The organism is Desulfoluna sp. (assembly GCF_030145185.1).
GTDB lineage: Bacteria > Desulfobacterota > Desulfobacteria > Desulfobacterales > Desulfolunaceae > Desulfoluna.
Window position 1 is genome coordinate 22858 of record NZ_JAQYWB010000002.1, and the last position, 24945, is coordinate 47802.

Annotated in this window: 23 protein-coding genes; 4 read left to right on the forward strand and 19 right to left on the reverse strand. The window is 56.4% G+C overall.

From position 1 onward, the window contains the following. Positions 1-37 precede the first annotated feature (37 nt). From Q1Q75_RS00555 to Q1Q75_RS00565, 3 genes are all read right to left on the reverse strand, one after another. Positions 38-1738, reverse strand: coding sequence for a glycosyltransferase family 39 protein (locus Q1Q75_RS00555; protein WP_300666971.1), 1701 nt, complete (start codon positions 1736-1738; stop codon positions 38-40). 406 nt (positions 1739-2144) lie between these two features. After that, the gene (locus Q1Q75_RS00560; protein ID WP_300666972.1) at positions 2145-2435 is read right to left on the reverse strand and encodes a hypothetical protein; all 291 of its coding nucleotides are present in this window, start codon (positions 2433-2435) and stop codon (positions 2145-2147) included. A gap of 24 nt (positions 2436-2459) precedes the next feature. Beyond that, on the reverse strand, positions 2460-3605 hold the full coding sequence (locus tag Q1Q75_RS00565; RefSeq protein WP_300666974.1) for a DUF362 domain-containing protein: 1146 nt from the start codon (positions 3603-3605) through the stop codon (positions 2460-2462). Between the two features lie 162 nt (positions 3606-3767). Between Q1Q75_RS00565 and Q1Q75_RS00570 the strand changes: the two genes are divergently transcribed. The 3 genes from Q1Q75_RS00570 to Q1Q75_RS00580 all read left to right on the forward strand — a co-directional run bounded on the left by Q1Q75_RS00570 (position 3768) and on the right by Q1Q75_RS00580 (position 6634). After that, positions 3768-4445, forward strand: coding sequence for a YkgJ family cysteine cluster protein (locus Q1Q75_RS00570; RefSeq protein WP_300666976.1), 678 nt, complete (start codon positions 3768-3770; stop codon positions 4443-4445). Between the two features lie 167 nt (positions 4446-4612). Then, positions 4613-5293 (forward strand): zinc ribbon domain-containing protein, encoded by a 681-nt coding sequence (locus Q1Q75_RS00575; RefSeq protein WP_300666978.1) that lies wholly within the window; start codon positions 4613-4615, stop codon positions 5291-5293. A 246-nt stretch (positions 5294-5539) separates the two neighbouring features. Continuing rightward, positions 5540-6634, forward strand: coding sequence for a hypothetical protein (locus tag Q1Q75_RS00580; protein ID WP_300666980.1), 1095 nt, complete (start codon positions 5540-5542; stop codon positions 6632-6634). 50 nt (positions 6635-6684) lie between these two features. Here Q1Q75_RS00580 and Q1Q75_RS00585 read toward each other — a convergent pair whose 3' ends face one another. The 14 genes from Q1Q75_RS00585 to Q1Q75_RS00650 form a co-directional block, all read right to left on the reverse strand. After that, positions 6685-7206: a type I restriction enzyme HsdR N-terminal domain-containing protein gene (locus Q1Q75_RS00585; RefSeq protein WP_300666982.1), complete on the reverse strand. Its 522-nt coding sequence runs from the start codon at positions 7204-7206 to the stop codon at positions 6685-6687. A 341-nt stretch (positions 7207-7547) separates the two neighbouring features. Next, complete coding sequence (gpmI, locus tag Q1Q75_RS00590) at positions 7548-9077, reverse strand: 2,3-bisphosphoglycerate-independent phosphoglycerate mutase (protein WP_300666984.1); 1530 nt, start codon at positions 9075-9077, stop codon at positions 7548-7550. Between the two features lie 308 nt (positions 9078-9385). Continuing rightward, complete coding sequence (gene rsfS / locus Q1Q75_RS00595) at positions 9386-9742, reverse strand: ribosome silencing factor (protein ID WP_300666986.1); 357 nt, start codon at positions 9740-9742, stop codon at positions 9386-9388. Beyond that, positions 9739-10419 carry a nicotinate (nicotinamide) nucleotide adenylyltransferase gene (gene nadD / locus Q1Q75_RS00600; protein ID WP_300666988.1) on the reverse strand — a complete coding sequence of 227 codons (681 nt, stop codon included), beginning with the start codon at positions 10417-10419 and terminating at the stop codon, positions 9739-9741. Before nadD ends, rsfS begins: the two co-directional genes overlap by 4 nt. A gap of 22 nt (positions 10420-10441) precedes the next feature. Continuing rightward, entirely contained in the window at positions 10442-11698 is a 1257-nt protein-coding gene (locus Q1Q75_RS00605; RefSeq protein WP_300666990.1) for a glutamate-5-semialdehyde dehydrogenase, read from the reverse strand. Positions 11699-11770: 72 nt separating this feature from the next. Continuing rightward, a complete protein-coding gene (proB, locus tag Q1Q75_RS00610; protein WP_300666992.1) occupies positions 11771-12907 on the reverse strand; it encodes a glutamate 5-kinase in 1137 nt (378 codons plus the stop codon). A 234-nt stretch (positions 12908-13141) separates the two neighbouring features. Then, on the reverse strand, positions 13142-14149 hold the full coding sequence (gene obgE / locus Q1Q75_RS00615; protein WP_300666994.1) for a GTPase ObgE: 1008 nt from the start codon (positions 14147-14149) through the stop codon (positions 13142-13144). Then, positions 14146-14400, reverse strand: coding sequence for a 50S ribosomal protein L27 (rpmA, locus tag Q1Q75_RS00620; protein ID WP_300666996.1), 255 nt, complete (start codon positions 14398-14400; stop codon positions 14146-14148). Before rpmA ends, obgE begins: the two co-directional genes overlap by 4 nt. A gap of 145 nt (positions 14401-14545) precedes the next feature. Further along, entirely contained in the window at positions 14546-14857 is a 312-nt protein-coding gene (rplU, locus tag Q1Q75_RS00625) for a 50S ribosomal protein L21 (protein ID WP_300666999.1), read from the reverse strand. Between the two features lie 284 nt (positions 14858-15141). Next, positions 15142-16041 (reverse strand): divergent polysaccharide deacetylase family protein, encoded by a 900-nt coding sequence (locus Q1Q75_RS00630; RefSeq protein WP_300667001.1) that lies wholly within the window; start codon positions 16039-16041, stop codon positions 15142-15144. Between the two features lie 335 nt (positions 16042-16376). After that, complete coding sequence (locus Q1Q75_RS00635; protein WP_300667003.1) at positions 16377-17621, reverse strand: S41 family peptidase; 1245 nt, start codon at positions 17619-17621, stop codon at positions 16377-16379. 110 nt (positions 17622-17731) lie between these two features. Further along, positions 17732-19144 carry a peptidoglycan DD-metalloendopeptidase family protein gene (locus Q1Q75_RS00640; RefSeq protein WP_300667005.1) on the reverse strand — a complete coding sequence of 471 codons (1413 nt, stop codon included), beginning with the start codon at positions 19142-19144 and terminating at the stop codon, positions 17732-17734. Then, positions 19099-19980, reverse strand: coding sequence for a permease-like cell division protein FtsX (locus tag Q1Q75_RS00645; protein ID WP_300667007.1), 882 nt, complete (start codon positions 19978-19980; stop codon positions 19099-19101). The genes Q1Q75_RS00640 and Q1Q75_RS00645 overlap by 46 nt, the downstream gene beginning before the upstream one ends. Beyond that, positions 19977-20684 carry an ATP-binding cassette domain-containing protein gene (locus tag Q1Q75_RS00650; RefSeq protein ID WP_300667009.1) on the reverse strand — a complete coding sequence of 236 codons (708 nt, stop codon included), beginning with the start codon at positions 20682-20684 and terminating at the stop codon, positions 19977-19979. Before Q1Q75_RS00650 ends, Q1Q75_RS00645 begins: the two co-directional genes overlap by 4 nt. Before the next feature lie 293 nt (positions 20685-20977). On the opposite strand from Q1Q75_RS00650, the gene pyrE reads away from it, so the two are divergent. Continuing rightward, entirely contained in the window at positions 20978-21538 is a 561-nt protein-coding gene (pyrE, locus tag Q1Q75_RS00655; RefSeq protein ID WP_300667011.1) for an orotate phosphoribosyltransferase, read from the forward strand. Between the two features lie 420 nt (positions 21539-21958). Here the strand turns inward: pyrE and Q1Q75_RS00660 are convergent, their stop codons facing one another. Continuing rightward, positions 21959-22930, reverse strand: a complete 972-nt coding sequence (locus tag Q1Q75_RS00660) for a TAXI family TRAP transporter solute-binding subunit (protein ID WP_300667013.1) — start codon at positions 22928-22930, stop codon at positions 21959-21961. Then, positions 22927-24828 (reverse strand): TRAP transporter permease, encoded by a 1902-nt coding sequence (locus tag Q1Q75_RS00665; RefSeq protein WP_300667015.1) that lies wholly within the window; start codon positions 24826-24828, stop codon positions 22927-22929. The genes Q1Q75_RS00660 and Q1Q75_RS00665 overlap by 4 nt, the downstream gene beginning before the upstream one ends. Between the last annotated feature and the right edge of the window lie 117 nt (positions 24829-24945).

The window sequence follows — 24945 nt, forward strand, 5'->3', positions numbered from 1 at the left end:
GCTTATCCAAACTTCTTAATAACCCTTTTATTATACGTTATTTTAGGGCAAACACATAAACCCCTCGACCGCTGAACACCTGCCGGGTCTCCGACATCAAAAAACGATTCAAGGCCTCTGCATCCCCGGGCCTCCCGTTTTCCTGTAAAAAAGGCCAGGCGACCTGCATGTTGATCACCAGATGCGTCAGCCCTTTCCGCTTTAAATAGTCAGCCATCGCCTTCGGGGTTCGCAAGGCCCCACCCTCATGAAGCAGTCGATCCAGATGAGTTCCCCCACTGTCGGGCACATACGGGATATCGCAGTAATACCCCCGTTTGCCGAGATAAATAAAATAGAGCAGGGCATCCGGTTCCAGGGCCTGGTTCACATACTGAAAGGCATCATGTTCCGAACGATACCGGGCAATATAGCCGTCCCGATCCACGGTGCCGGAGAGATAATCCAAGGGCTTCACATAGCCATAGAGATATCTCGCATACGCCCCATTCACCCAGAGACCGTAGCCGACAAACAGAGCCAGACAAACCACCCCGACTTTTTTCCCGACAGGCCGGCTCAGTTGATGGAGCGTATCGACGGAGAGCTTGAGCCCATAAACCGCCAAAAGAACCAGGTGCGGAACAATGGGCACCAGGTACCGAACCCGCACGGCCGTCAGGCAGAGGGCCAGGACGATGTAAATCCAAGAGACAAAAAAGAGACTGCCCACCTCACTGCGCCACGCATCGGGGACTTTACGCCACAAAAAGAGCAACGGGACAAAGAGAAAGAGAAGAGGTGAAAAACGCCCGTCAAAAAGCCGGGAATTTCCATCCTGGCCCTGAAAAAAAAGCCGCAGAGGCAAAAGGGAAATATCCAACGCCGATTCATCATAAATCAGCCGCCTCATCTGAAGCGGATGCAGTCGCAGTGAGGGTTTTTTCGAGGCGACCGGAGCGGTCACCACCGGTGTCACCGTCTTTCTGCCCAGTGCCACCCCCACCTTCCGGATCTTCTGGACGCTCCCGTTGTAGAGAGGATAAACGGGATTGCCCGTCCATAGCGTGTTGCGCACCCCGGTGGGTGCATAGGCCAAAAGCGCCGCCACCACAAACACCAAGCCAAACCCGATGGCTTTGGCGTCCCGATGCCGGGACCTGGGCACCGTCCGGCTCACCAGAAGCGGTACCAGCAACCCCAGAAGCATCAGGATCAAAAGCCCATTGTATTTCACCCCCAGGCCCAGGCCGCAAAGCACCCCGGCCCCGGCCACCCCCTTCCACCCGGGAAATCCCTTTTCCCGACAGCGGAAAAGAGAAAGGGTGGCTGCCAGGGAAAAAAAAGCCAGCCCCAGATCCACATAGACCGTGGTGGACAGCTTCATAATCACGGGCGTGGTCAGGAAAAAAAACGCCCCCGCAAGCCCCCAGATCCCCCCAAGCTTTACCCGCAGATACCGGTAAATCAGCCCTGCCGTGCCCAGCCCGAAGGCAAAATGAACAAACTTCGGCAACATGTCACTCCCAAGCCGGAGACACCCCCAATAAAGCACATCGAGGTTCATGGGATAATACGACCAGTCCATGGTCGGCAGCTCCACCATCCCCCCCGCCTTGATATAAAGCTTCGGCACCGCCAGATGATGCACCAGGGCGTCCCGGCTGATCGGCGGCACCAGACAAAGCAGGGCAATAAACCCCACCACCATCGCAAGCCCTGCCCACAGCCCCTTTTTCATCCAATCCCGTTCCGGCACCTTACCCCCTGATATGAATAAACATTTAAATCGACAAGAAAAATAAAAGAAGCCTCCGGCGGCAAGGTGGCGCCACCTTGAAAGCGGGTTTGCGAATGCTCTACGGCTGTCGGAACTCTCAGCACCTCGCGTCCGCATTCGCGTGATGTGCAAGGAAACGCACCGTACGTCGCAAGGGCATGAATTGTCGGTGGGCAAAATCCAACTCAACCGTTGACTTTCACCGGAATAACTCCGGCGGCGAGGTGTGCCCCTTGAAAGCGGGTTTGCGAATGCTCTACGGCTGTCGGAACTCTCAGTACCTCGCGTCCGCATTCGCGTGATGTGTCAGGTGATGCGACGGACACCACAAGCTCATGCACTGCGGGGACACGGTCTTAAACCCAAGGGGTGCCGGTAACCGCCATCACTCCGGCCCTGCAATTTCCTCCAAAACAATACGGTACCATCTGTCCCCGATCTTAATGGGGGAGAGGGCCTCGATCTCGGCGACGGAGCCCCATGCACATGCATCCAGGCGCTTCGCACGATAGAGGTCATGCTGAGTCCCGACATAAGCGGCCCCGCCGAGCAGAACGACCCCTGAAAAAATCACCAGAGAGATCAGCTTGAGCAGCTTTTTGGGCGGATCACAGATCACCACAACCACGCCGCCGAAAAACAAAATAAGTCCCACCGCAGTCAAAAACAGAACCATGGTTGTTCCTCCCAAGAAAAACCCTTACCCGTCCGACGGGCTATTGAGTTTCAACCCTTTGGACTCCAGCTTGACCAGTTCATAGGTCCGGGAACCGAGGCCGAGTTCTTCGGCATGGATGAATTGAAGGGGCCAGTCCACGTGGGGATGAAGGCCTTTAATTTTGTCTTCGCCGGGGGCGGTGTTTACGGTCAGACTGGAGCCAGGAATGGCGGCCTGGGCGTTGACGAGGTCGACGCAGGCCTGGTCGATGGCCACGGGATCTGTGGAGGCCAGGATGCCGATATTAGGGACGATGGGCACGTCGCTGTGGCCGATGCAGTCGCACAGGGGGGAGACATCGGTGATAAAATTGATAAAGAGGGTTTTTCCCTCTTTGCCGGTGAGAGCGGCTTTGGCGTACTCCACCATGGTCTCAAGGAAGGTGGAGCCGGACTGGTTCCACTGAATCTGAACCGCCCCGGTGGGACAGACGAGGATGCAGTCCCCACAGCCGATGCAGGTCTCGGGGTTGATGAAGGCCTTCTTTTCATCCAGACTGATGGCAGCCACAGGGCAATGGGTGGTGCAGACGCCGCAGCCGATACATTTTTTTCGTTTCACTTTGGGGCTGACAGAGGAGTGCTGAGCCAGTTTACCACGCCTTGAGGCGCAGCCCATACCGAGGTTCTTCAGGGCACCGCCAAAACCGGTGAGCTTGTGGCCTTTGAAATGAGAGAGCACCACCAAAGCGTCTGCATGGTAAATATCCGCCCCAATGTGGGCCGTCTGGACGTATTTTGCGTTGACCGCCACATCTTCATCGCTTTGCCCGCGAAGGCCGTCGGCAATAATGACAGGAGCCCCCACCACGGAGTAGGCAAAGCCGTTCTCCACCGCGGTGGCGAGATGGGAGGGGGTGTCACTGCGGGTCCCGGCGTAGAGGGTGTTGGTATCGGTCAGAAAAGGGGTGGCCCCGGTCTCTGTAATTTTTTCGATAATTTTCCGGACAAACACCGGATTGATGAAGGCGGTGTTGCCCTTCTCGCCGAAATGAATTTTTACGGCGGTGAGCTCGCGTGCCTCCAGAATATCTTCAAGCCCTGCGGTGGCAAGCAGGCGCCCCAGTTTCTCGGGAAGACTCTCCTGAAAGGTGGCGCGTAAATCAATATGGTACACAGTCGAAGCCATGGGGGTCTCCTTTTTTCATTGCCTCAAGGGATAAGAACCTGTTACGTCGATGTCACTATGCCACAGGCCCTGCACCGCTTCAAGTAAGAGAACACGATGTTTCGATGAAGGAAAAGTCATCTCAAACCTTACGAAACACCCTTACCGATAAGGAGATTTTCCATGGACGCCCGGTTGAAGACCCTTGCCATCATCTATTCAGCCCACAAAGAACAGATGACTGAAAAAACGTTGGCCTGTGCCAAAGGTTGCGCCACCTGCTGCACACGTAACGTCACCCTCACCACGTTAGAAGGTCGGCGCCTTTACGACTGGATTGCCTCCGAAGCCCCCCATCTCATGGATGAGATAAAAAAGGATGCCCACAAACCCCGTCAGATTCCCACATACACCATCAACGGCCTCACCGACCTCTGCATGGCCGGAGACGAGGTGCCCGAAGAGTCCAGTGATCCCGGCTGGGGCGCCTGTCCCCTTCTCTCCGAAGAGGGGCTCTGCCAGGTCTACGAAGCGCGTCCCTTTGCCTGCCGCAGCATGGTCTCCCAAACCCGCTGTGAAGAGGGAGGCTTCGCTGAAATGGACGACCTCACCCTCACCGTCAACAACGCCCTCATGCAGTACATCGAGCACACCGACGACAAGGGACTCACCGGCAACCTCACCGATGTTCTCCTGCTCCTTGAAGACGAGGCCAACCGAACGGCCCACGAAGCGGAGACCCTGACCCCACCCGACACCCACTTCATGGCCAACCGCCCGGCCCAGGTGCTCATGGTGCCGCCTCCGCACCGCGAGGCTGTGGGGAACATCATGCAGGAGATCCAGGCTAAAAAAGGATAAAAAAACGGTCTTGATGCTTGCACACAAAGACCCAAAGATAAGCCCTCCTATTGACAAACAAGCATTGGGGGTTACTATTTAGGCTGATCGGAATCATCATTAAAAGTGATGTCCATGCACGGAGACAGCAGGGCATAAAGATATAACAGCGACAAAGGGAGAGTGTCATGCAGCATATTGAAACCCGCGAAGAAGCTCTGGAACGCGTACTGGCTCTGGATAAACCCAAATGCCCCCACTGCAACCAGCCCATGGAGATCTGGGAAGTCCCCCAGATAACCTGTGGTGATGGTCTCGGATGGGGAGAACCCTTTCTCTTTATCTGTTTTAATGACGAGTGTTCCCTGTTCAAGGGAGGCTGGGAGCAGCTCATGGATCAGGTCGGCCAGGTCTCTTCCTATCGCTGCATGAACTACCCCGGCACCGAGAACTACGAACTGCTGCCCGTATTCAGTCACATGGGCGGGGAAGGCCAGATCATCACCGATGAGTCCATGGCCCAGCAGGCCGCCATAGAAGAGGCCATCAAAACCGGCTTCTCCATCCTCGCAGACTGCTACGTCAACCACGACCTCGTTCAGCTTCTCAAGATGATCCTGAACCCCTCGGAGCCCGGACGGGTTCGTCTCAAAGCCGCAGAAATGATTGGTGACCTCGCAGACACCGAAGCCATCGACCCCCTGCGCAACACCAAATTCGGCATGGCCAAACTCCAGGAGACCGTGAACGAAGCGATCAAGAAAATCCACGAACGCTGCTTCACTCGGGAATGCCCCTTCTGCGCCGAGATCATCAAAAAGCAGGCAAAAATCTGCAAGCACTGCAACAAAGAGGTGGCCGGCCAGTAACCCACCCCGCCATTGAATCAAAAAAAAGCCCCTTTGCATGGTGTTATGCAAAGGGGCTTTTTTTGTTAAAAGTTAAAAAAACCTCCGGCGGCCCTGCCGGAAGCCAAACTGTTGAACGCGTAACACAAACCGTCTCTTAAAGCCTCATCAAAGCCATATTCTTGACATCAAATACCGACAGAGATACACTGAGCACAGTGCGTTACGCATTCTGCGTAACGCACTGTGCGTAAAAGAGGAGGCCTTATGGAAAATCCCTTTCAATTCACCGGCATTGCCACAACACCCTCGTTCTGCAACCGGAAAAAAGAGTGTGTAGACCTGACACACTACATCTGCAATTCCCAAAATGTGCTTCTCTATTCCCACCGACGCTTCGGAAAAACATCTCTCCTGCACAAAGTGCTTGCCGAACTCGATGACGTCACTCCATATTACATCGACCTATACGGGACAACCACCGTAGAAGAATTTATTACATCTGTGATTCAAGCGATCACCCGAAAGGTATCACCCGTTGAACGGGCCATGTCTTGGCTGCGTGACACGTTGACCCGTCTCACCTTCCAGTTCAGCCTGGATCCCATCAGCGGCCTACCCGTGGTCAATCCCACCTTCCATGGCGGCGACCAAGGCCCGGTTCTGACAGAACTGTTTGGGCTGATGAAAAGCCTCTCAGAAAAAAACAGGCTTGCGGTTGTCTTTGATGAGTTCCAAGAAGTTACCTCATATGGCGATGCGGCCTTTGAAAAGAGAGTCCGAAAGGAAATCCAGGGACATCACCGCATCGCTTATGTCTTCTCCGGCAGCCAGCGCCACCTTCTCTCATCCATGTTCGGCGATACCAATCGAGCCTTCTTCAAACTCGCCGCAAGCTACCCCCTGCCCAAAATCAATACAGACCATTTTATCTCCTGGGCCGAAAATCTGTTTGTAAAAGGGGAAAAACCAATCCAGGAATCAATCGTCAAAGAAGTCGTTGAACGGTGCGAAAACCACCCCATGTATGTCCAGGAGTTCCTTTATCACCTCTGGGAAGAAGGCCTTGGAAACCTGGGCCTTGATGCCCTGGAGGCTGCCATCCTGGAAAGACGCACCATAGAATTCATAAACCTCTTTAAAGGCATGACCCCCAACCAGAAAAAAGCCATAAAACTTGTGGCCCGGAGCCAGGGAAAAGGCCTCTTTTCCGCCAGAAACCTCCAGAGCGTTGGATTCACCACCCCATCCCAGGCCACTCGGGCCTTAAACACCCTCCTCATCCGTGACGAAGTGGTTCACAACGGTTCCTGGGCCATCGCTGATCCCCTGTTTAAACGGTGGATTCTGCAGTTGGGATAATAAAAACGATGAACCTGAGGGTTAAACACGTGGCCACTGGGGGCAAATAATCACTTGTTTACATTCATGGAATCATAGGACCGAAAGACAATGCGCGCACGATCCATATTTTTGGCGTCCAGGGGCTCTGCAGGCGTGGCGGCCAGTTCAGTCGCCCGGGCCGGGGTGGGAATGGCATTCAAGCCTTCGCCGATCTGTTTGCGGGTGAGGGTATCAAAAACGAGTGCGGTGGAACCGTCCGAGACGACCGCAACGGGAACGGGGGCATCAAAGGCGATGCGGGCGGCGGAGACGGCCTCTTTTTCTCGGGAGCCAAGGGACCCTGCGGCGCATTTGATCACCATAATCGGGGTCTCTCCGACAGAAACCACGAGGTCGAGTTTTGAGGTCCAGGGGTCACCAGCGGCGGTGAAGGCGAGCGTGCGGTCCACTTCCACGGCGCTTTTTTCGTAGCCCAACACCTCCACAAGATACTGTTCGACCTGCTGGCGGTTGAGTTCAGCCCCGACGATGGGAACTCGATTACCGGTGATGAAATCCTTCATGAACTCCAGATCTGTCAGAAACGCCATGTCCCACTCCTTCGTTTTTGTCTTTTGATGTACAAAAAAAGGAATTTACCTCTGTCGCCTGAATGCCGCAAGAAAAAACTGCGCGCTCACAGAGGCACTGGGTCCACAGAATACAAAATGACACCCGCAGCACATTCGCTCCCTGCTTTCGAAATGGATCTTATGGTGATCGCTCTATCCGGAGCGCAGGCGCTTGTGGCGTACCCCGAGAGCCCTCACAGATCACGCGAATGCGAACGCATTGCAGCCTGAAAATAACGGCACCCGAATCGCATTCGCAAACCCGCTTTCAAGGTGACGCCACCTTGCCGCCGGAGGCTGCTTTTTGCCTTTTTCTGGTCTTACGCGATCAGCGACTCCCCGGTCATCGCCTCAGGCTTATCGAGACCCATGAGGTCGAGGAGGGTGGGGGCGACATCGGCGAGTTTCCCTGGTTTCAGGGTGCGGTCTTTCCGGGTATCGTCCACGAGGATCAGGGGAACGGGGTTCAGGGTGTGGGCGGTATGGGCGCCGCCGTGGCCGTCGCTCATCTGTTCAGAGTTGCCATGGTCTGCGGTGACGAGCAGGGCTCCACCTTTTGCGGTGAAGGCTTTCACGACGCGCCCCACGCAGGCGTCCACGGTTTCCACGGCTTTGACGGCTGCTTCCAGGATTCCTGTATGCCCCACCATATCCATGTTGGCAAAGTTGACGACGATGAGTGTGTGATCGTTTTCTTCAATCTGCTGAATCAGGGTATCGGTAACGGCCACGGCGCTCATCTCGGGAATGAGATCGTAGGTGGGAAACTCCCGGGGCGAGGGGATAAGGCAGCGCTCTTCGTGGTCAAAGGGGCTCTCTTCTCCCCCGTTGAAGAAGTAGGTGACGTGGGCATATTTTTCGGTTTCAGCGATGCGGAGCTGGGAGAGACCGGCCTGGCTCACCACCTGGCCAAGGATCCCGTCATGGTGCTGAGGACCGAAGGCCATGGGCAGGTGGAGGCTCTCTTCATAGAGAGACATGCAGACGTAGGAGGCGAGGGCGGGCCTCTGCTTTCTTGAGAAGCCATCGAAGCCATCAACGGTCAGGGCCCGGGTGATCTGGCGGGCACGGTCGGCGCGAAAGTTAAAGAAGATAACGGCGTCCCCATCGGTGAGGGTGCCCCCTTCGGTGCCAAAGGAGATCCCTTTGACAAATTCGTCGGTCTCCCCTCGCCCGTACGCATTGGAAACGGCGGTGACGGGATCGGTTTCAGAGAGACCAACGGCCTCGGTGTAGAGCCGGTAGGCCTCTTCCGTGCGTTCCCATCGGGTGTCCCGATCCATGGCGTAAAAGCGGCCGCAGAGGGTGGCAATACGCGTGTTGGGAAAATCCTTCAAAAAGGCTACCAGGGTCTCAATGTACTGTTTTCCGCTGTCCGGTGGGGTGTCCCGACCATCCAAAATGGCATGAATGCGAACCCTCTCCACCCCTTTTTCATGGGCCATCCGGACCAGGGCCTTGAGGTGGGTGAGCTGGCTGTGAACCCCTCCATCGGAGACGAGCCCCATAAGATGCAGGGTGGAGCCCCCTTTTTTTACGGTGTCCATGGCCAAAGCCAGGGCCTCGTTTTTAAAAAAATCGCCCTCCTCGATGGACCGATCAATCCGAAGAAGGGTTTGATAGACCACCCGTCCGGCCCCCAGATTCAAATGCCCCACCTCAGAGTTACCCATGATCCCTTCGGGGAGCCCCACAGCCTTCCCGGAGCAGGCAAGGGTGGTGGAGGGACCACTCGCTGCCAGGGCGTCAAGAATCGGTGTGCGCGCCTCTTTCACGGCGTTGCCCTCGGCATCGGCCCGAAGGCCCCAGCCGTCCAGTATCATCAACATACAGGGTCGTACGGTCGTCATGGTCTCTCCTTTTTTTGAATCACTACACAGCAGGGAAAAACAAAAAAAATGCCTCCGGCGGCCAGGGGATGATCCCCTGGACCCCAGGTTGCATCCGGTTCGCTGGCGCTCACCGTCTGCGAGATAATATCATGCCATCCTTGTCACGGCGTAGCCGAAGGCGAAGACGGATCGAAAGCAGGTTTGAAATGCGCATCGTGTGTCGTCATCGTCCGCATTCGCGTAAAGGGTGAGGAGGTGAATGTCCCCTTCTCCAAACGCAAAAAGGGTGCCCGTGGGCACCCTTCATCATGCAATCGTGTCTGGCACTACTCGATGCCCTCGTGGTCGATAACCACGGCATCGGCCCAGAGGCCGTCGAGATCGTAATAGTCCCGAGTCTCTTCGTAGAAGACGTGAACAATCACGTCCCCATAGTCGAGAAGCACCCAGGAGCCTTCGCTGAGGCCGTCTACGGCCAGAGGGGTGATGCCCTCTTTCTTCAATTCAACCTTTATGTATTCACCGACAGCGGCCGCCTGCCGAGTCGAACGGGCGTTGGCCAGGATGAAATAATCCGTGTAAGTGGTGAGTTCCCGCACATCCAGTACCGCAATATTTTCCGCTTTTCGTCCCTTAACCGCCTTCATGATAGAAACGAGGCGGGGATCCAGCTCTTGGGTCATCTGTACAATCCTTTGTCTTCTATGTAGTGGAGAACCTCCGGATCAAGCATGTCCGTCGGACGATCTCCCTGTTCAATGCATGTTCGGACATCCGTGGAGGAGAGGGGTGAGACGAGGGTCCCCATCAGGGGAACAACCCCGCACAGCGAAGGATGCACGAAACTTGCCCTCTCTTCATTCCAGGAGTATCCCGGATCAATTCGGTCCTTCAGGTAACGTCCCATCACGTCCATGGGAAGATCCCCGTGGGGAGCCCCCGGCCGATTCACGACAATCAGCCCGGCCATGGACAAAATCATCTTGTCATAACGCCAGGTGTGAAACTCAAAAAAAGCATCCACGCCCATGGTCAGGTAAATCTCTGCATCGGCTGGCACCTCCTTGCGAAGGTCACGCACGGTATCCACCGTAAAGGATGCGCCGCCCCGCTTCAACTCCACATCCGAGAGGATGACAGGCAGGCCTTTCATGGCCCGTTCCAACATGGCCACCCGGTGCTCGGCTGAGACGATCTTTCGGCCCTGTTTATGGGGCGGTACGGCTGCCGGGACCACATAGAGCCGGTCGGGATCAATGAGTCTTAAAATCTCGTTCACCACATGGGTGTGAGCCAGGTGTACCGGATTAAAGGTCCCACCAAAAATCACCACCCGGCGACGTCCACTCTCTCTCTGCATCGTTGCCATACCCTGCCGACAGCTACTGCCGAACCTGTCCGTCACCGTAAACCACGAACTTCCGACTTGTCAGCTCTTCCAGCCCCATGGGGCCAAAAGCGTGGAGCTTGGAGGTGCTGATGCCTATTTCCGCGCCCAACCCCAACTCCCCACCGTCGTTAAATCGAGTGGACGCATTCACCATCACGGCCGAAGAGTCAGCCTCCTGGACAAAATGACGGGCCGTGGCCTCGTTGGTCGTCACAATGGCTTCGGTGTGCCCGGAATGATAAGCCGCAATATGGTCCAGGGCCTCGTCAACACTCGTCACCACCTTGACCGCCAGGATAAGGTCCAGGTACTCCGCAGGCCAATCGGCTTCCACGGCCTCCTCGGCCCAGGGAAGGTACTTCCGAGTTTCAGGACACCCTTTCAAGGTGACGCCAGCCTCTTGAAAAGCCGCCCCCACAAGGGGAAGATAAGTGGCCGCCACATCCTTGTGCACCAGCAGGGTCTCCATGGCATTGCAGACACCGGGCCGCTGTACTTTGGAGTTGAGGCAGATGGCTTTCGCTTTTTCCAGGTCGGCCTCTGCGTCCACATAGACGTGGCAGACCCCCTTGTAATGCTTGAGCACGGGAATAAGAGAGTTCGCCGTCACAAAACGGATCAGCCCTTCGCCACCCCGGGGAATCATGACGTCGATAAAATCTTCCTGCTTCAGCAGAACATTTACCGCCTCGCGATCCCGCATGGGAATGAGTTGAACGACTTCTTTGGGCAGGCCATTCTGCTCCAGGGCATCCGTAATACAGGCCGCAAGGGCACTGTTGGAATGAAACGCCTCGGAACCGCCCCTTAAAATAATGGCGTTCCCCGCCTTCAGGCAAAGCCCGGCCGCGTCAATGGTGACGTTGGGTCGTGACTCATAAATCATACCGATGACCCCTAAAGGGATACGAACCCGAGACACCTGGATCCCGCTGGGACGCTTTTCGGTGGAGGTGATCTCGCCCACAGGATCGGGGAGAGCCACCACATCACGGAGCCCCCCCACCATAGAGGAAATGGTGGAATCTGTAATGGTCAGCCGGTCGATCATGGCCGGAGAGATGCCCATCTCACGGGCCCGCTCAATATCTTTTCTGTTTTCCGCCTGAATGGCGACTGACCGGATTTCGATCTTATCTGCGATGGAGGAGAGAACACGGTTTTTCTGGTCCGTGGTGGCTGCCGCCACTTTCCGGGCCGCTTTTTTCGCCTGCCGAGCCATACCAACAACTGTCGCTTCTACGGTCATGAGTCTGTCACTCCCTGGTCAGAATAGAAATGTTCATGAGATGGAGGGTCTTCTGTTTCCCGTATCATGCCGTCAGGAGGCCACGGTCACCACCAGGTTGTCCCGATGGATGACTTCATCGTACTCCCAGGAGCCGAGGGTGGCTTCGATTTGATCGGTCTTAAGGCCCTTGATGGCCCGAATATCGTCTGCCGCAAAATTAGTCAGACCGCGCCCCAGCTCGTTTCCATAGGTATCAAACACGGCCACGGCCGCCCCCACCTCAAAATCACCGGACACCGACAGAATCCCACTGGGAAGCAGGCTTTTGCCACGCTCCACAAGGGCTTTCACGGCCCCGTCATCCACGATGACCTCTCCAAATGTTTTCGAAGTAAAGGCAATCCAGCGCTTGCGGCTTCCAAGCTTATCCGCCCTGGGCACAAAATAGGTCCCCTGGGCGATGCCGTTAAACAGATCGATCAACACCCTGGGCTGAGACCCGCAGGCAATCACCATGGGAACCCCGGAAGCGGTGGTTTTTTTCGCCGCTTCAATCTTGGTCCACATGCCTCCCGTCCCCATGACACCGGCACGTCCTCTGGAGGATTCTTCAATGGCAGGGGTAATCTTATGAACAACATCAAGGCGCCTGGCCTCGGGGTTGGTCCGGGGATCCCCGTCGTAAAGGCCATCGATATCGGTGAGGTTGATGAGCAGGTCAGCGTCCAGAAGAAGAGCGATCATGGCCGACAGGTTATCGTTGTCCCCAAAACGGATTTCATCGGTAACCACGGTATCATTTTCGTTGATAATGGGCACCACCCCCCAGGAGAGAAGCGTGTTGAGGGTGTTTCGTGCATTGAGGTAGCGGCCCCGATGTGAGAGATCGTTGCGTGTCAGAAGGACCTGGGCCACCTTGAGCCCGGTTTCAGCAAAACGCAACTCATATTCGAGGATGAGCCCCGCCTGACCGACGGCAGCCGCCGCCTGCTTCTCGGGGATGCTGGCAGGACGATGCCCCAGCCCGACCTTGGCGACCCCTGCGGCCACGGCACCGGAAGAGACAAGAATCATCTCACGGCCACCCTGGGTCAGGGCCGCCATTTGACGGCTGATGGAGGCCACAACATTATGATTGATCCCTCCATCAAAGGAGAGAACTCCGCTTCCCACCTTCACCACGACCCGATGAGCCTTGGCAAAGAGGGCTTTTTGATCTTTATCCATGAAAGCCTCGCAAAAAGTCAAACAAGCGGTATCGGTAACCGACCCGCGGAAATACAGTTCCTCGGCCAACACAAAGACGTGTTGCGAGGCGCTTATGACGGTGACTTTTTACGAATGCATCATCCATGGGGGTCTCGCAAAAGAATCGAAGAAGCGAAAACGAAAAACCATCATACAGCCACAGGACAAGAGGGTGTGACAAGGCGCGTGCGGCGCCCCCTTATTTAAAAGGCATCACTCATCAAGTTCGGTGCCATTGACGGCCTGATTCAGCTTTTCTTTGAGGACATCCACCCCTTGGGTTGACGCCGCCGAGATCCGCAGAACCGGAATCTCACCCAACGCCTTTTCAAACGCCTCGGCCTTCTCCTCCGCCCCGGTTAGATCCAGCTTGTTAAGCACAACAAGCTGTTCCTTCTCCTTCAGCTTATCGCTGAAGAGAAAAAGCTCCCGGTTGATGGCGTTAAACTGGGCCAATGGATTCTCAGGGTCGATGTCAGAGACATCAATCAGGTGCACCAGCATCCGGGTGCGTTCAATGTGCTTGAGAAAAGTAGTCCCCAAGCCAATGCCTTCGTGGGCCCCTTCAATGAGGCCGGGAATATCGGCCACGGCAAAGGGTTCACCCCACTCAGACTGAACCATGCCAATGCTGGGGGTCAGGGTCGTGAAGGGGTAGTCGGCCGTTTTGGGACGGGCCGAAGAGATCACTCGAATGAGGGTCGACTTTCCGGCGTTGGGAAATCCAATAATCCCCACGTCGGCCAGCAACTTCAATTCGAGATGGATAATCAGGGATTCGCCCGGTTCACCGGTCTGAGCAAAACGAGGAGCTCGGTTACGCGCGGTGGTAAACCGTTTATTTCCGCGTCCCCCCTGACCGCCTTTGGCGATCACAAAGCGTTCACCGGGGTTCACGAAGTCACGAATGATCTCCCCGGTTTCTGCATTGCTCACCACAGTGCCGGCAGGGAGATATACAACAATATCTGTACCGTTTTTACCGTGTCTCTTGGCACCCGAACCATACCCGCCGTTTTCGGCTTTGATCAGGCGATTGTGCCTGAACTCGTACAGGGTGCGCGTGTCGGCTGTGGCTTCAAGAACCACGTCACCGCCACCACCACCATCGCCGCCGTCGGGGCCTCCGCGTTCGATATACTTCTCGCGTCGAAAGCTGACGCAGCCCCTTCCTCCGTTACCGGATTGAACAGTGATGGTTGCTTCGTCTATGAATTTCACGCGGCATATACACTGACTTTTTTGCGGGTACGACCCATGCGCTCATACTTGACCACACCGTCGATGGTGGCAAAGAGGGTAAAGTCTTTGCCCAAGCCCACATTGTTACCGGGGTGGATGGAAGTGCCAACCTGACGAACAAGAATGCTCCCGGAGGTTACTTCTTCCCCACCATACTTCTTCACACCGCGTCGCTGCGCGTTACTGTCGCGGCCGTTTTTGGTACTGCCGCCAGCTTTTTTATGTGCCATTTCGATTGCTCCTTAAAGCCGTGTACGTGTCTGTATGGAGAGTGATGCCTGAAAAAACTCAATGCCCACCACAAGGGGAGGGCACCTGTCTTTCACTATTTTACACATCACATCCCACGGGTGCTCCGCATGCGGAGCGACCGACTTACGCGTTGATGGTATTGATTTTAACGGCGGTATAGGGCTGACGATGGCCCTGCATCTTGCGAAACCGCTTGCGGCGCTTGTACTTGAAGACAAGAACCTTTTTCGATTTATCCTGCTCCACGATCTGGCCGACAACAGCGACGCCTTCGAGAAGAGGTGCTCCCAGGGCAACATTCGTGCCGTCGGAGGTCATCAGGACCTGATCGAAGGTCACGGCGGAACCGACTTCACCTGCCAGTTTTTCAACTCGCAGGATCTCGCCTTCCTGAACCTTATATTGCTTGCCGCCCGTAGCAACTACAGCATACATAGTTTATTCTCCCAATTGTGCTTTCAAACTTGAGCCTCTGGATCAAAAAACCCAACCATTTTAAAACCCTTAAGCAATTTGTCAAGAAATATTTTGCATTTTTAACGTAAGGATAGCCCTCGCCCTTGAAAATGCCGACAAATCCAGGGTTCCACTGTGGGTCTCACATGTCGCGGGTGATAAAAAAAGATCACCCTCCGGGACCACAATCGTATCGTGGTCAATCCCCTACAATACCATGACAAAAAAAAAATTCAACCAAAAGCTTATACATCGGGCCGGGATCACGGAAGCGCCACTAAAGTAGAGGGCCGCACCAGGGTCACCCGCCGGTGAATCTCGGGCATCATCTCTGAAAGAACGGTCCAGGTGACGTTGTGGGGATGCCCGATACCCACCGCGCTGCCATGCTTCTCTGCAATGACCAGCATCTTCTCCACCTGCCTCTGTACCGCTTTTCGGGATTGGATATGGTCAAGAAAAACGTCCCGCTCGGCAAAAGGGACCTGCATCAGCCGAGCCGCAGACCGCCCTACCGTCCTCGCCGAGGTCCGACTGTCGATAAAATAAAGTCCCCGTTTTTTTAAAAGGGTCATCACCTGGTACATCTGCGGGGACAGAGAGGTAAGTTTCGACCCCATATGATTGTTCACCCCCTTGATACCCGGAAAATCTGCAAGATTTGCCTCGAAGGTACCGATCAGACGGTCCGGTTCCATGGAGGCAAAAAGCGCTCCGGACCCGGGGTCCACCCTCGGGTATTCATTGGGTTCCATGGGCTGATGCAGCATCAACTCCCGGCCCTTGGCCTGGGCGGCTTTGGCAATGGACTTCCCATACGGACTCCCGGGAAGAATCGACAGGGTGATCTCCGGGTCCAGGGCCATCAAATGAAAGGCCATGGATTTGCTGTACCCGATGTCATCGATAATCAAGACGAGCTTCGGTTTATGTGACACGGGGGGTACCACCGGACGCACGGGTCGCTCCGGTACCGCCTGCTTATCGAAGACCTCATACTGGGGCGGCAGGGTCACCCCGGCCGTTTTGCGTACCGTCGCATGCTTCTGAGGCACCACCCTGGGAGGCAGAACCCGTATGGCAAAAATCCCGGAGACCACCACAATCACCGCCACCAGTGAAATCGCAAAGGCCACCCGCCCGAATGAACTCCGGGGGGGCATCTTTGATGCCCCCTTTTTTTTCTCCTTTTTCCCCCCTGCCATACCACCCCTTCCCCTTATGATCTCTTTAGTCCACCCTCTGATGGCCCCCCTCACCCTCTCCAGCAAGGAAGGTCACCGGCCTGTCTGCAGCCCCTTCATACCCCAATCAACGGGGTGAGGTCATGGAAAAAACACCTCCCCCCTTTCCGTCTTCCAGACGCCACAACCGCCGCAAGCGGTCCTCGGGATCTCTCCCGACTCGTTTCAAACATCCCGAAACCGGAGCCGCACAGGGAGCCAGGCCTCTGAGGCCTGGCTCGTTTCCCCTCGGCCACACCGCGTGGCGCCGTGCATCACCCCTTGCCGAAAATATCTCGACTGAGGAGGAGTTCCAGGGCTCGCTGGACCTGATTATCCCGTTTCAAACGATCCGGAGCCTGGGGAAGTGGCTCTTCGTCGGCGCTCTCGCGGGGTTTGATATGATTGGGCAAATCCCGCTCTGTCATGGGGGGCTCGTCCGGTGTGAAGTCCATCTCCTGAAAGGGGAGCTCCACATCGGGCACGATGCCCTTGGCCTGGATGGAAACCCCGGAAGGCGTGTAATACAAAGCCACGGTGAGCTTGAGCCCGTAGCCGTCCGTGAGGGGAATAATGTTCTGAACAGAACCCTTCCCGAAGCTGGTGGTGCCAAGAATCAGCCCACGTTTACGATCTTTCAAGGCACCGGCCACAATCTCCGAAGCGCTGGCCGATCCGCCGTTGATCAGCACCACCACCGGAAAGGAACGCACGGGCTTTTCGGTGGTGGCCCGCCATACCTGTCGCTCTTCCATAGAGCGCCCCTTGATGGAGACGATCACCCCGTCCTCGATAAAAAAGTCCACTATATCCACGGCCTGCTGAAGGATCCCTCCGGGGTTATCCCGCAGATCCAGAACCAGGCCTTTGACAGGGCCGTTGGCTTCATGGGCCAGAAGCGCCGCCTCAAAATCACGGGCGGTGTTGTCGTTAAAGGAGGTGACAGCAATAAAAGGGAACCCGCGCTTCAACTCATAATGAGCCACGGACTGCAGGGGGATCTCGTCCCGACGCAGGGTCACCCTCACCTCTTTGCCCCCCGTCTTCTGCAACACGGTAAGGCTTACCATGCTTCCCCGGGGCCCACGCATCAGGGTGATGGATTCTTCCATGGTCAGGGTGGCGGTCTTCTCACCGTCAATGGCGATGATTAAATCCCCCCCTCGGATCCCCGCATTCTTGGCCGGAGACCCATCGATGGGCGAGACCACGATGAGCTTTTCGTTCCGCATGGAGAGCACGAGCCCCACCCCGGAGAAACGCCCCCGGGTGTCTTCCTGAAGTTCGCTGTGCGCCTGGGGTGGCAGCAAGGCCGAGTGAGGATCCAGGCTGTTGACCATCCCCTTGATGGCTTCTTCAATCAACTGCTCGGAGTTGGGCTCATCGACGTAACTTCGCTCAATCTCCTCGATGACGTCCGTGAAGATGCGAAGGTTCCGGTAGGTGCCATTCTCCGCGGCCGTGGCGCAAAGGGGCACCAGCAGCCAGAGAAGGGCCATAAGAGAAGAAACTCGTTTCATGGTCAGGGGTCTCCATGGTGGCAAAAAGGTAAGCATCAGTTGATCAGACGAGCCATCAGTTCGGCAGAGAAGGCAGGCCTCCAGAGGCTATTTTGGACGCTGAATAGTGACTATTTTTTAAACCAGGGGCTGGGGTTGAGGGGTTTGCCGTGGTGTCGAATTTCGAAATGGAGGTCGGGATGTCCGGAGAGGCTGGAATCTCCGACAGTGGCGATCACTTCCCGCGCATCCACGCGGTCGCCTTTTTCTTTGAACATCTCATCGGCGTGGGCGTAAAGGGTGTACCAGTTCTCGCCATGATTGACGATGATAAGGTTCCCGTAACCCTTCAGCCAGTCGGCAAAGAGGACGTCACCGGAGGTGACAGCATGGACCGGTTCCCCTCGCTGGGTCCGAATATTGATCCCATTTTCAAAGGTGGTGAGGTTCATGCGGGAATCTTTATGGCGTCCAAAGGTATTCACAATTTTACCGGTTACCGGATATTTCAACAAGCCTTTATACCGAACAAAGCGATTTTTTGATGCCAGGGCTTTGCGTGCCTTGATCAGCGCCTCTACCTTGGCCGCCAGGGCGCGTTCAGCCTGTTTCATTTCAGCAATCGCCGCCAGGCTGAGCACTTTTTTTTCACGAACCGCCTTCAGCATCTTCGCCCGATGTTGATATTTTGCCTCTACATCGGCCAGCACGGCCCCATGGGCGGCCATGGCTGCGGCCAGGGCCGACCGCTCGGCGGCCAGCCGCGATTCCGCGGCGTCTTTCTTCTTCAGCAGAGCGGCATAGTGCGCCAACAGATCGGCATCACGCCCCAGGATAGTGGTCAGGGCCTTTTTTTTAACCACCATGTCGTGAAACGACCCCGAAGAAGCAAAGGTGTTCATCTCACCGATCTGATTCAGCTTGTGATAGGCGACCAGACGGGCCATCAGGCGTCGTCGTCCGATGCGGATGTCGGCGGCCACCTTCGCCTTGTCCGCCAGGGCCCCCGCCACCTTCTTCTCGACCGTCGCCAGCTTGCGGCTCAGCCCGCGCTCTTTCTTCCGGGCCAGGGCCAAAGACTTGTTGAACCGATCCAACTCCCGAATCACCGACCGCTCTTCCTTGCGAACCGCCGTCAGAGACGCCTCCTCGACCTGCACCGCATGGCGGATATCCACCAGGGTCGTTTGGGCTGTTTTCTCCACGACAGGAGCGGTTTTCTTTGCCGACGTCTTGATCGTCTGCCTCTCTTTGGCGACATAAAGAACCGCCAGCTGCTCCGAGACGGCAATATATCCGTTGCGCTTCTTGAATCGAATCAGCGCCCAGCCTCCAGAATGACGGATCACCTCCGCCACGTCCCCGCGTGACAGACCCCAGAGCACCTCAGCCGAAGCGCTGGGCTGCCGCCTCACGTTCAGGGCCTCCGCCACCACCACGGCATGATCCGGCCGCCCGGCCGCCGCAACAGGTCCCCCGAGGAGCACACACACAAGGATCAGGAGGAGGCTTCTTTCATAAACTCGCGCAGAGACAAAAAACATCCAAACCACCCCACAAAAATGCCATAAAGAATCACGCCCCCCATGGAGCCCAGAGAGAGGAACGACAAGGGAAAGGCATCGGCTCCCCCTCCCGCTCCGGCGGCAAAAAGCGCGTACGCCCCGAACAGAGTCACCAGGGCCAGAATCGAGCCCATGGCCCCTTCCATCACCCCTGCCAGGTACAAAGGGATCTTGATAAACGCACCGGTGGCCCCCACGAGCTGCATGATCTCAATCTCATCCCGCCGGGAATACAGGGCCAGACGCACGGTGTTATAAACGATAAACAGGGCGACGATAAAAAAGAGTCCGGCCAAAGCGATGCCGGCCAGCTCCATCATCCCCAGCAAACGGGAAACCCGAGCCAGCCAGGAACGGCCATACTCCACCTCATCCACCGCGGGCAGTCGCATCATGGCCGCGGCCATGGCCTTCACCCGGTCCCACTGCGCCGCCTCCGGCGTCACCTCCACCTCATAGGCGTCAGGCAAGGGGTTCTCACCCAAGCCTTCGAAGAGAGAAACCTGCCCCTCCATGCTCTCCATTAAATCGGTGAGGGCTTCATCGCGGGAGATAAAAGAGACCTTTGCCACCCCCCCCATGGTCTCCAGAGAATGCCCGGCCTCCGTCACCTCTGCCGATCCGGCATCGCCCTTCAGGTACACCATGATCCTCACCCCGTTCTTCCATGAGGCGATCACCGTCTCCCCGTTCTCCACCACCAGGAGCAAAGCGCCCGCTATCAGAATCGTCAAGGCAATGGTCACCACCGTGATGCTGTGGAGAAAGGCATGGCTGGTGAAATCCTTCACGGTCCGTTTCATGTATCGCTTCATGCTCGCCCCCCTGTCACCGGCTCTGCGGCCACCAGCCGCCCCTCTTCAAGCCGGATAATACGCCCCTGCTTACGCGCCAGAAGGTCCCTGTCGTGGGTGGCCACCATCACCGTGGCCCCCTTTTTATGGTAGGCGGAAAGCAGTCCAATGATAATTTCTGCCGATCTCGGGTCCAGACTGCCGGTGGGTTCGTCGGCAAGAATCACGTCCGGCTGGCCGGCAATGGCCCTTGCCACGGCTACCCGCTGCTGCTCTCCACCGGAGAGACTCGTGGGCATGGCCTCCATGCGCTTGTCCATGCCGGCATGGCGCAGAATATTTCGCGCGCGCTTGTCGATCATGTTCTGGGGCTCTCCCCGGGCCTCCAGGACCAGGGCCACGTTCTCGAACACGTTGCGGTTGGGAATCAGCTTGAAATCCTGAAAAATAATCCCGAAGCGACGGCGAAGAAAGGGCACATCCCGAGGGGCCAGACGGTTCATGTTGGTGCCGAAGGCAAGCACCTGACCGCTGGTGGTCTTCTCTCCCAGATAGAAGAGCTTGAGAAGGGTGGACTTGCCGGCACCCGAGGGGCCGGTCACATAGAGCCACTCCCCTTTGTGGACGTCGAGGGTAATATTTGAAAGGGCCAGCTTGGCGCCAAAACGCTTGCTGACATTGAAAAGGCGGATAACGGCTTCATCCGTATTGTCTGGCTGTGTCATAGGCTCCGGTCCAGGGTAAAGAGGCGGGACGCGAAGGGAAAATCCGTTTCCGATGAAACGATTCCCGTTGATTTTTTACCCCATTTTCTGGTAATTGGACTTGCACGAGTCAAGGAGTGCCGCAAAACGGTTTTCCTTACGTGCGAGCCTCCACTGACTATCCCAAAGGCTTCTTCCATCAGTGGAGGTTTCCTGTATCTACAGGTCGGACTCTCTCCGTAACCTTTTTTACATAGCCAGCACCTATCACAAAAGCAACCGATTTTTATCGGGAACTCTTTAAGGAGACCTCCATGAAAAACGAACTTTTAGATATTGTCTGTAAAACATCCTTCAAATTCTCCGAAGAGGCTACCTTCAAGCTGGCCTCGGGCAAAATGAGCCACTTCTACGTCAACTGCAAGCCCACCACCTTGAGCCCCCGCGGCATGTTCCTTGTGGGTAACCTCGTCTTTGACGCCGTGAAAGACCTGGACATCACCGGCATCGGCGGCCTCACCTTCGGTGCCGACCCCATCGCCGTGGCCACCTCGTTTGCCTCCGAGCTGGGGGACAAGCCCATAAAAGCCTTCTCCATCCGCAAAGAGCTGAAGGACCACGGCATCATTAATTGGGTAGAAGGGGACATGGCCAAGGGCGAGAAAGTGGTCATCATCGATGACGTCATCACCACCGGCGGCTCCACCATAAAAGCCATCGAACGCGCCCGCGTCCAGGGCCTCGAAGTCGTCCGCGTCATCACCCTCATCGATCGCCAGGAAGGCGGCCTCGAAAACGTCCAGGAATACGTGGAAGACGTTCGCTCCATCATCACCCGCGACGACCTCATGAAGCACCTGGGCGTTTCCCTGTAAAAAAACAAGCCTCCGGCGGCCCTGCCGGGGGCCAAACTTTTAAAAAATTTGACAAACAGGTTTTAAAAACGTTTCGGCCGCCCCACCTTTGTTACCACCTGAAAGATTTTGCGGCGTGTGACACCGGAGACTTTTGCACTGGCGCAAGTTTTTTTTAAACGGTCCGCCGGAGTTATTCCGGTTCATGTCAACCCGTGAATTGATACGGAAGCACAGGCAGCTCAAGCCCTTGCGACATCCGTTGCCATCCCTCAGCCGTCACGCGAATGCGAACGCAAGGTGTCTCGGGTACCACCAGCCGTATAGCATTCGCAAACCCGCTTTCGAGGTGGCCCACCTCGCCGCCGGAGGCACGCTTTTCGCCCTGGGACCTAAGGCTCTATGGTTCACCCGGCGTTAACCCTATAAGGCCATTTGCGGTCACCGCGACGCTTCACGCCAGAACGTCTCGGCACCGGGGTGGGTGACAATACCGGGGCTGACGGCTTCGTCGGCCCTCATCTCCCCCAAGTCTTTCACCACGGACGCCAGGCTCTCGCGATGGGCGTAGAGAGATTTTGCCAGGTTGTAGGCGGTCTCTTCGGCGACGGAGCGACGAATCACGATGCAGGTATAATCCCCCACCACCGGGACCGGCCCGGTCACGGACTGATACAGGTCCTGGTCCACCTCAAAGGTGGTGGTGCCGTAAGCCCGGGCCATACTGGTACGCGCCACCTCATCCACGGGCAGGATGACAACCTCCGTCTGGCTCTCGATTTTCATCACGATGGAGGCGGCGCGGCCCACGGCAAAGGCAAACAGGTCGATGTGGCCATCGGCGATGAGGTTGGCCCCTCCGGAATACGTGGCAAACTGCACGGAGCCGCCGTTTCGTTTAATATCTTTCCAGTCCGCGTCAAATCCCTTCTCAAAAATCGAGCGAATCACAAACTCTGAGGAGGTGCCTGGCTTCAGGGTACAGAGCCGAACCGGCACTTTTTTGCGAATGATATCCCCCAGGGTCTTGATGCCGTATTTCTCGACAAACCCCTTGCGGGCGACAAAATAGGTGTACTGACGATACAGGTTGGCAAAGTTCTGGGCATCGGCCATTTTATGTTTAAAGGGCCCCTCCCCTTTCTGGGCGGCCCCCAGCACAGAGGCCACAGTCAGCCCCAGATCTCCCTTGCCCCGGGACACGTTGATCACATTGCTCAAGCCGCCGCCGGTGCCGCTTGTGACCGGCACAACGTCTTGGGTCCACAGATCGGCAAAGGCCCCACCCATGGCAAACCAGTTTCCTCCGGGAGGCCCCGCCATGAATCGCATATGCTGATCCGAGGCACCGGCAAGCCGCCCCCCGAGAGCGATGAGAAAAAACCCCAGAAAGGCGATAAGCATTCGTTTCATGACAAGCTCCTGTTCTCGTGTGGTACATGATTAAAACGTTCGCCGCTGCGGCCCCGTTTGGCTTTTGACATCAGGGCGCTGATCAAAACGACACCGATGCCCCCCAGTTTCACGCCGACAAAAGGGGTAAAGCAGGCAACGGCAGCGATGATCAATACGATGCGAACCGGCAGAGACAACGGCGTGAAGAGATACCCTTCCAAGGCAACCCCAAAGGCCACAGCACCCGAAAGCCCCCCCAGCACAGCCAGGCTATTTTGCACCCAGGTCCCGCAGAGAAGCAGACCCGGATCATAGCAGAACGCAAAGGGAACGACAAAGGCCAGCACCCCTAAGCGCATCGCCTGGAGCCCGGTTCGGTTGGGCTCCGAACCGGCGACGGAGCTGGCGGCATAGGCCGCCAGGGCCACAGGGGGAGTGATGGCAGAGATAATGGCAAAATAAAAAACAAACAGGTGGGAGGCCAGGGGCTCAAACCCCAGGTTAGCAAGGGCCGGAACGCCCAGGGCCGCAGCCAGGATATAGGCCCCCACGGTGGGCAACCCCATGCCGAGGATCAGGGAGACAACCATGATCATCATCAGGGCGGCAAAGGGAACCCCCTGGGCCAGAGAGGTCACCAGCCCCACAAATTTAAACCCCACCCCCGTAAGCGAGACCGACCCCACGATAATCCCGGCCGCAGCGCAGGCGATGGCCACCACAGTGATATGACGGGTGCCGGTATAGATCGCATCGAGAACCTGCCGGGGCCCCATGCGGGACTCCCTGTTAAAGAGAGAAATCACCCAGGCCAGGACAATGCCGCAGACAGCCGAACGCATCGGGGTGGACCCCGTCAGGAGCATAAAAACCAGAACGCCGATGGGGATCAGGTTGTACAGGCCTTTGATGACCTTTTTCCTGCTGGGAAGTTCCTCGGCAGAGAGCCCTCGCAACCCGATCTTAACGGCTCTCAGGTGCACCATCAGGAAAAGGGTCACATAGTAAAGAATGGCGGGCAGGGTGGCCGCGATCACAATGGTTTTAAAAGGAATGCCAAGAAGGGACGCCATAATGAAGGCCCCGGCCCCCATCACCGGCGGCATGATCTGCCCCCCGGAGCTGGCCACAGCCTCCACGGCCCCAGCGAAATGGCTGGGGTAACCGATGCGCTTCATAAGAGGAATGGTGAAGGTGCCGGTGCCGTAGACATTGGCCACGGCCGATCCGGAGATGGAGCCAAACAGGCAAGAGCTCACCACGGCGATCTTGGCCGGGCCCCCCGGGGTGGTCCCGGCAAAGGCCTGGGCAAACCGCATGAAGTATTCGCCGATTCCGCTTTTTTCGAGAAATCCACCGAAAATAAGGAAAATAATCACAAAGGTGGCCGACACGCCCAGGGGAATGGAGAAGATCCCCTCGTCCGTAAGGTAAAGGAGCTCCGCGATTTCATCCAGGCTGAAGGCCATGCCCTGCATCACCCCCGGAACCAGGTGCCCCCAGTACATATAGGCCCCAAAAAAAACGGCAACAAGCATCAGCGGAAGCCCGACCACACGCCGGGTCGCCTCCAGGAGCAGCCCGGTAAGCAACAGGGCCATCCAGAAATAAAGGGGGGCGACCTCGGAGACCTGCACCATGCGCATGGAGATGTCCTCGTAGCAGAGCACACCACATATTCCGGGCAAAAGAGACAGAAAAGCCAGAAAAAGATCCAGCCAGGTCGGCCGGTCCACAGGGGACGTGCCGGTGGCGGGAAAAAAACAGAAGGCCAGCGGAAACACCAAGGTCAAATGAATCATCCGTTGGAGGTAGGCCTCATAATTTCCAAAAACGGCGGTGTACAGATGAAACACGCCGATGGCGATGACATAGAGGTAAAAAAAAGAGTGATAAGAGCCTGTCAGCTTTCGCATATACTTCCTCGTGTTACGGTGTTTCTGATAACCGTGATCTTTATAACACAGCAGATGCGAGAAGAACCGTCCCCCTTTCTCTTCCTGACCATTTCACAAAAAATTCACACCGGTTTC

Bases quoted from the DNA above. Each gene is read 5' to 3' on its own strand.
- Q1Q75_RS00650 (WP_300667009.1), bottom strand. From the start codon at position 20,684: ATGACACAGCCAGACAATACGGATGAAGCCGTTATCCGCCTTTTCAAT.
- Q1Q75_RS00585 (WP_300666982.1), bottom strand. From the start codon at position 7,206: ATGGCGTTTCTGACAGATCTGGAGTTCATGAAGGATTTCATCACCGGT.
- nadD (WP_300666988.1), bottom strand. From the start codon at position 10,419: ATGCAGAGAGAGAGTGGACGTCGCCGGGTGGTGATTTTTGGTGGGACC.
- Q1Q75_RS00565 (WP_300666974.1), bottom strand. From the start codon at position 3,605: ATGGCTTCGACTGTGTACCATATTGATTTACGCGCCACCTTTCAGGAG.
- Q1Q75_RS00570 (WP_300666976.1), top strand. From the start codon at position 3,768: ATGGACGCCCGGTTGAAGACCCTTGCCATCATCTATTCAGCCCACAAA.
- Q1Q75_RS00630 (WP_300667001.1), bottom strand. From the start codon at position 16,041: ATGCCCCCCCGGAGTTCATTCGGGCGGGTGGCCTTTGCGATTTCACTG.
- Q1Q75_RS00640 (WP_300667005.1), bottom strand. From the start codon at position 19,144: ATGTTTTTTGTCTCTGCGCGAGTTTATGAAAGAAGCCTCCTCCTGATC.
- Q1Q75_RS00665 (WP_300667015.1), bottom strand. From the start codon at position 24,828: ATGCGAAAGCTGACAGGCTCTTATCACTCTTTTTTTTACCTCTATGTC.
- Q1Q75_RS00560 (WP_300666972.1), bottom strand. From the start codon at position 2,435: ATGGTTCTGTTTTTGACTGCGGTGGGACTTATTTTGTTTTTCGGCGGC.
- Q1Q75_RS00580 (WP_300666980.1), top strand. From the start codon at position 5,540: ATGGAAAATCCCTTTCAATTCACCGGCATTGCCACAACACCCTCGTTC.
- Q1Q75_RS00575 (WP_300666978.1), top strand. From the start codon at position 4,613: ATGCAGCATATTGAAACCCGCGAAGAAGCTCTGGAACGCGTACTGGCT.
- rplU (WP_300666999.1), bottom strand. From the start codon at position 14,857: ATGTATGCTGTAGTTGCTACGGGCGGCAAGCAATATAAGGTTCAGGAA.
- Q1Q75_RS00635 (WP_300667003.1), bottom strand. From the start codon at position 17,621: ATGAAACGAGTTTCTTCTCTTATGGCCCTTCTCTGGCTGCTGGTGCCC.
- Q1Q75_RS00605 (WP_300666990.1), bottom strand. From the start codon at position 11,698: ATGACCGTAGAAGCGACAGTTGTTGGTATGGCTCGGCAGGCGAAAAAA.
- gpmI (WP_300666984.1), bottom strand. From the start codon at position 9,077: ATGACGACCGTACGACCCTGTATGTTGATGATACTGGACGGCTGGGGC.
- Q1Q75_RS00645 (WP_300667007.1), bottom strand. From the start codon at position 19,980: ATGAAGCGATACATGAAACGGACCGTGAAGGATTTCACCAGCCATGCC.
- rsfS (WP_300666986.1), bottom strand. From the start codon at position 9,742: ATGACCCAAGAGCTGGATCCCCGCCTCGTTTCTATCATGAAGGCGGTT.
- rpmA (WP_300666996.1), bottom strand. From the start codon at position 14,400: ATGGCACATAAAAAAGCTGGCGGCAGTACCAAAAACGGCCGCGACAGT.
- pyrE (WP_300667011.1), top strand. From the start codon at position 20,978: ATGAAAAACGAACTTTTAGATATTGTCTGTAAAACATCCTTCAAATTC.
- proB (WP_300666992.1), bottom strand. From the start codon at position 12,907: ATGGATAAAGATCAAAAAGCCCTCTTTGCCAAGGCTCATCGGGTCGTG.
- Q1Q75_RS00660 (WP_300667013.1), bottom strand. From the start codon at position 22,930: ATGAAACGAATGCTTATCGCCTTTCTGGGGTTTTTTCTCATCGCTCTC.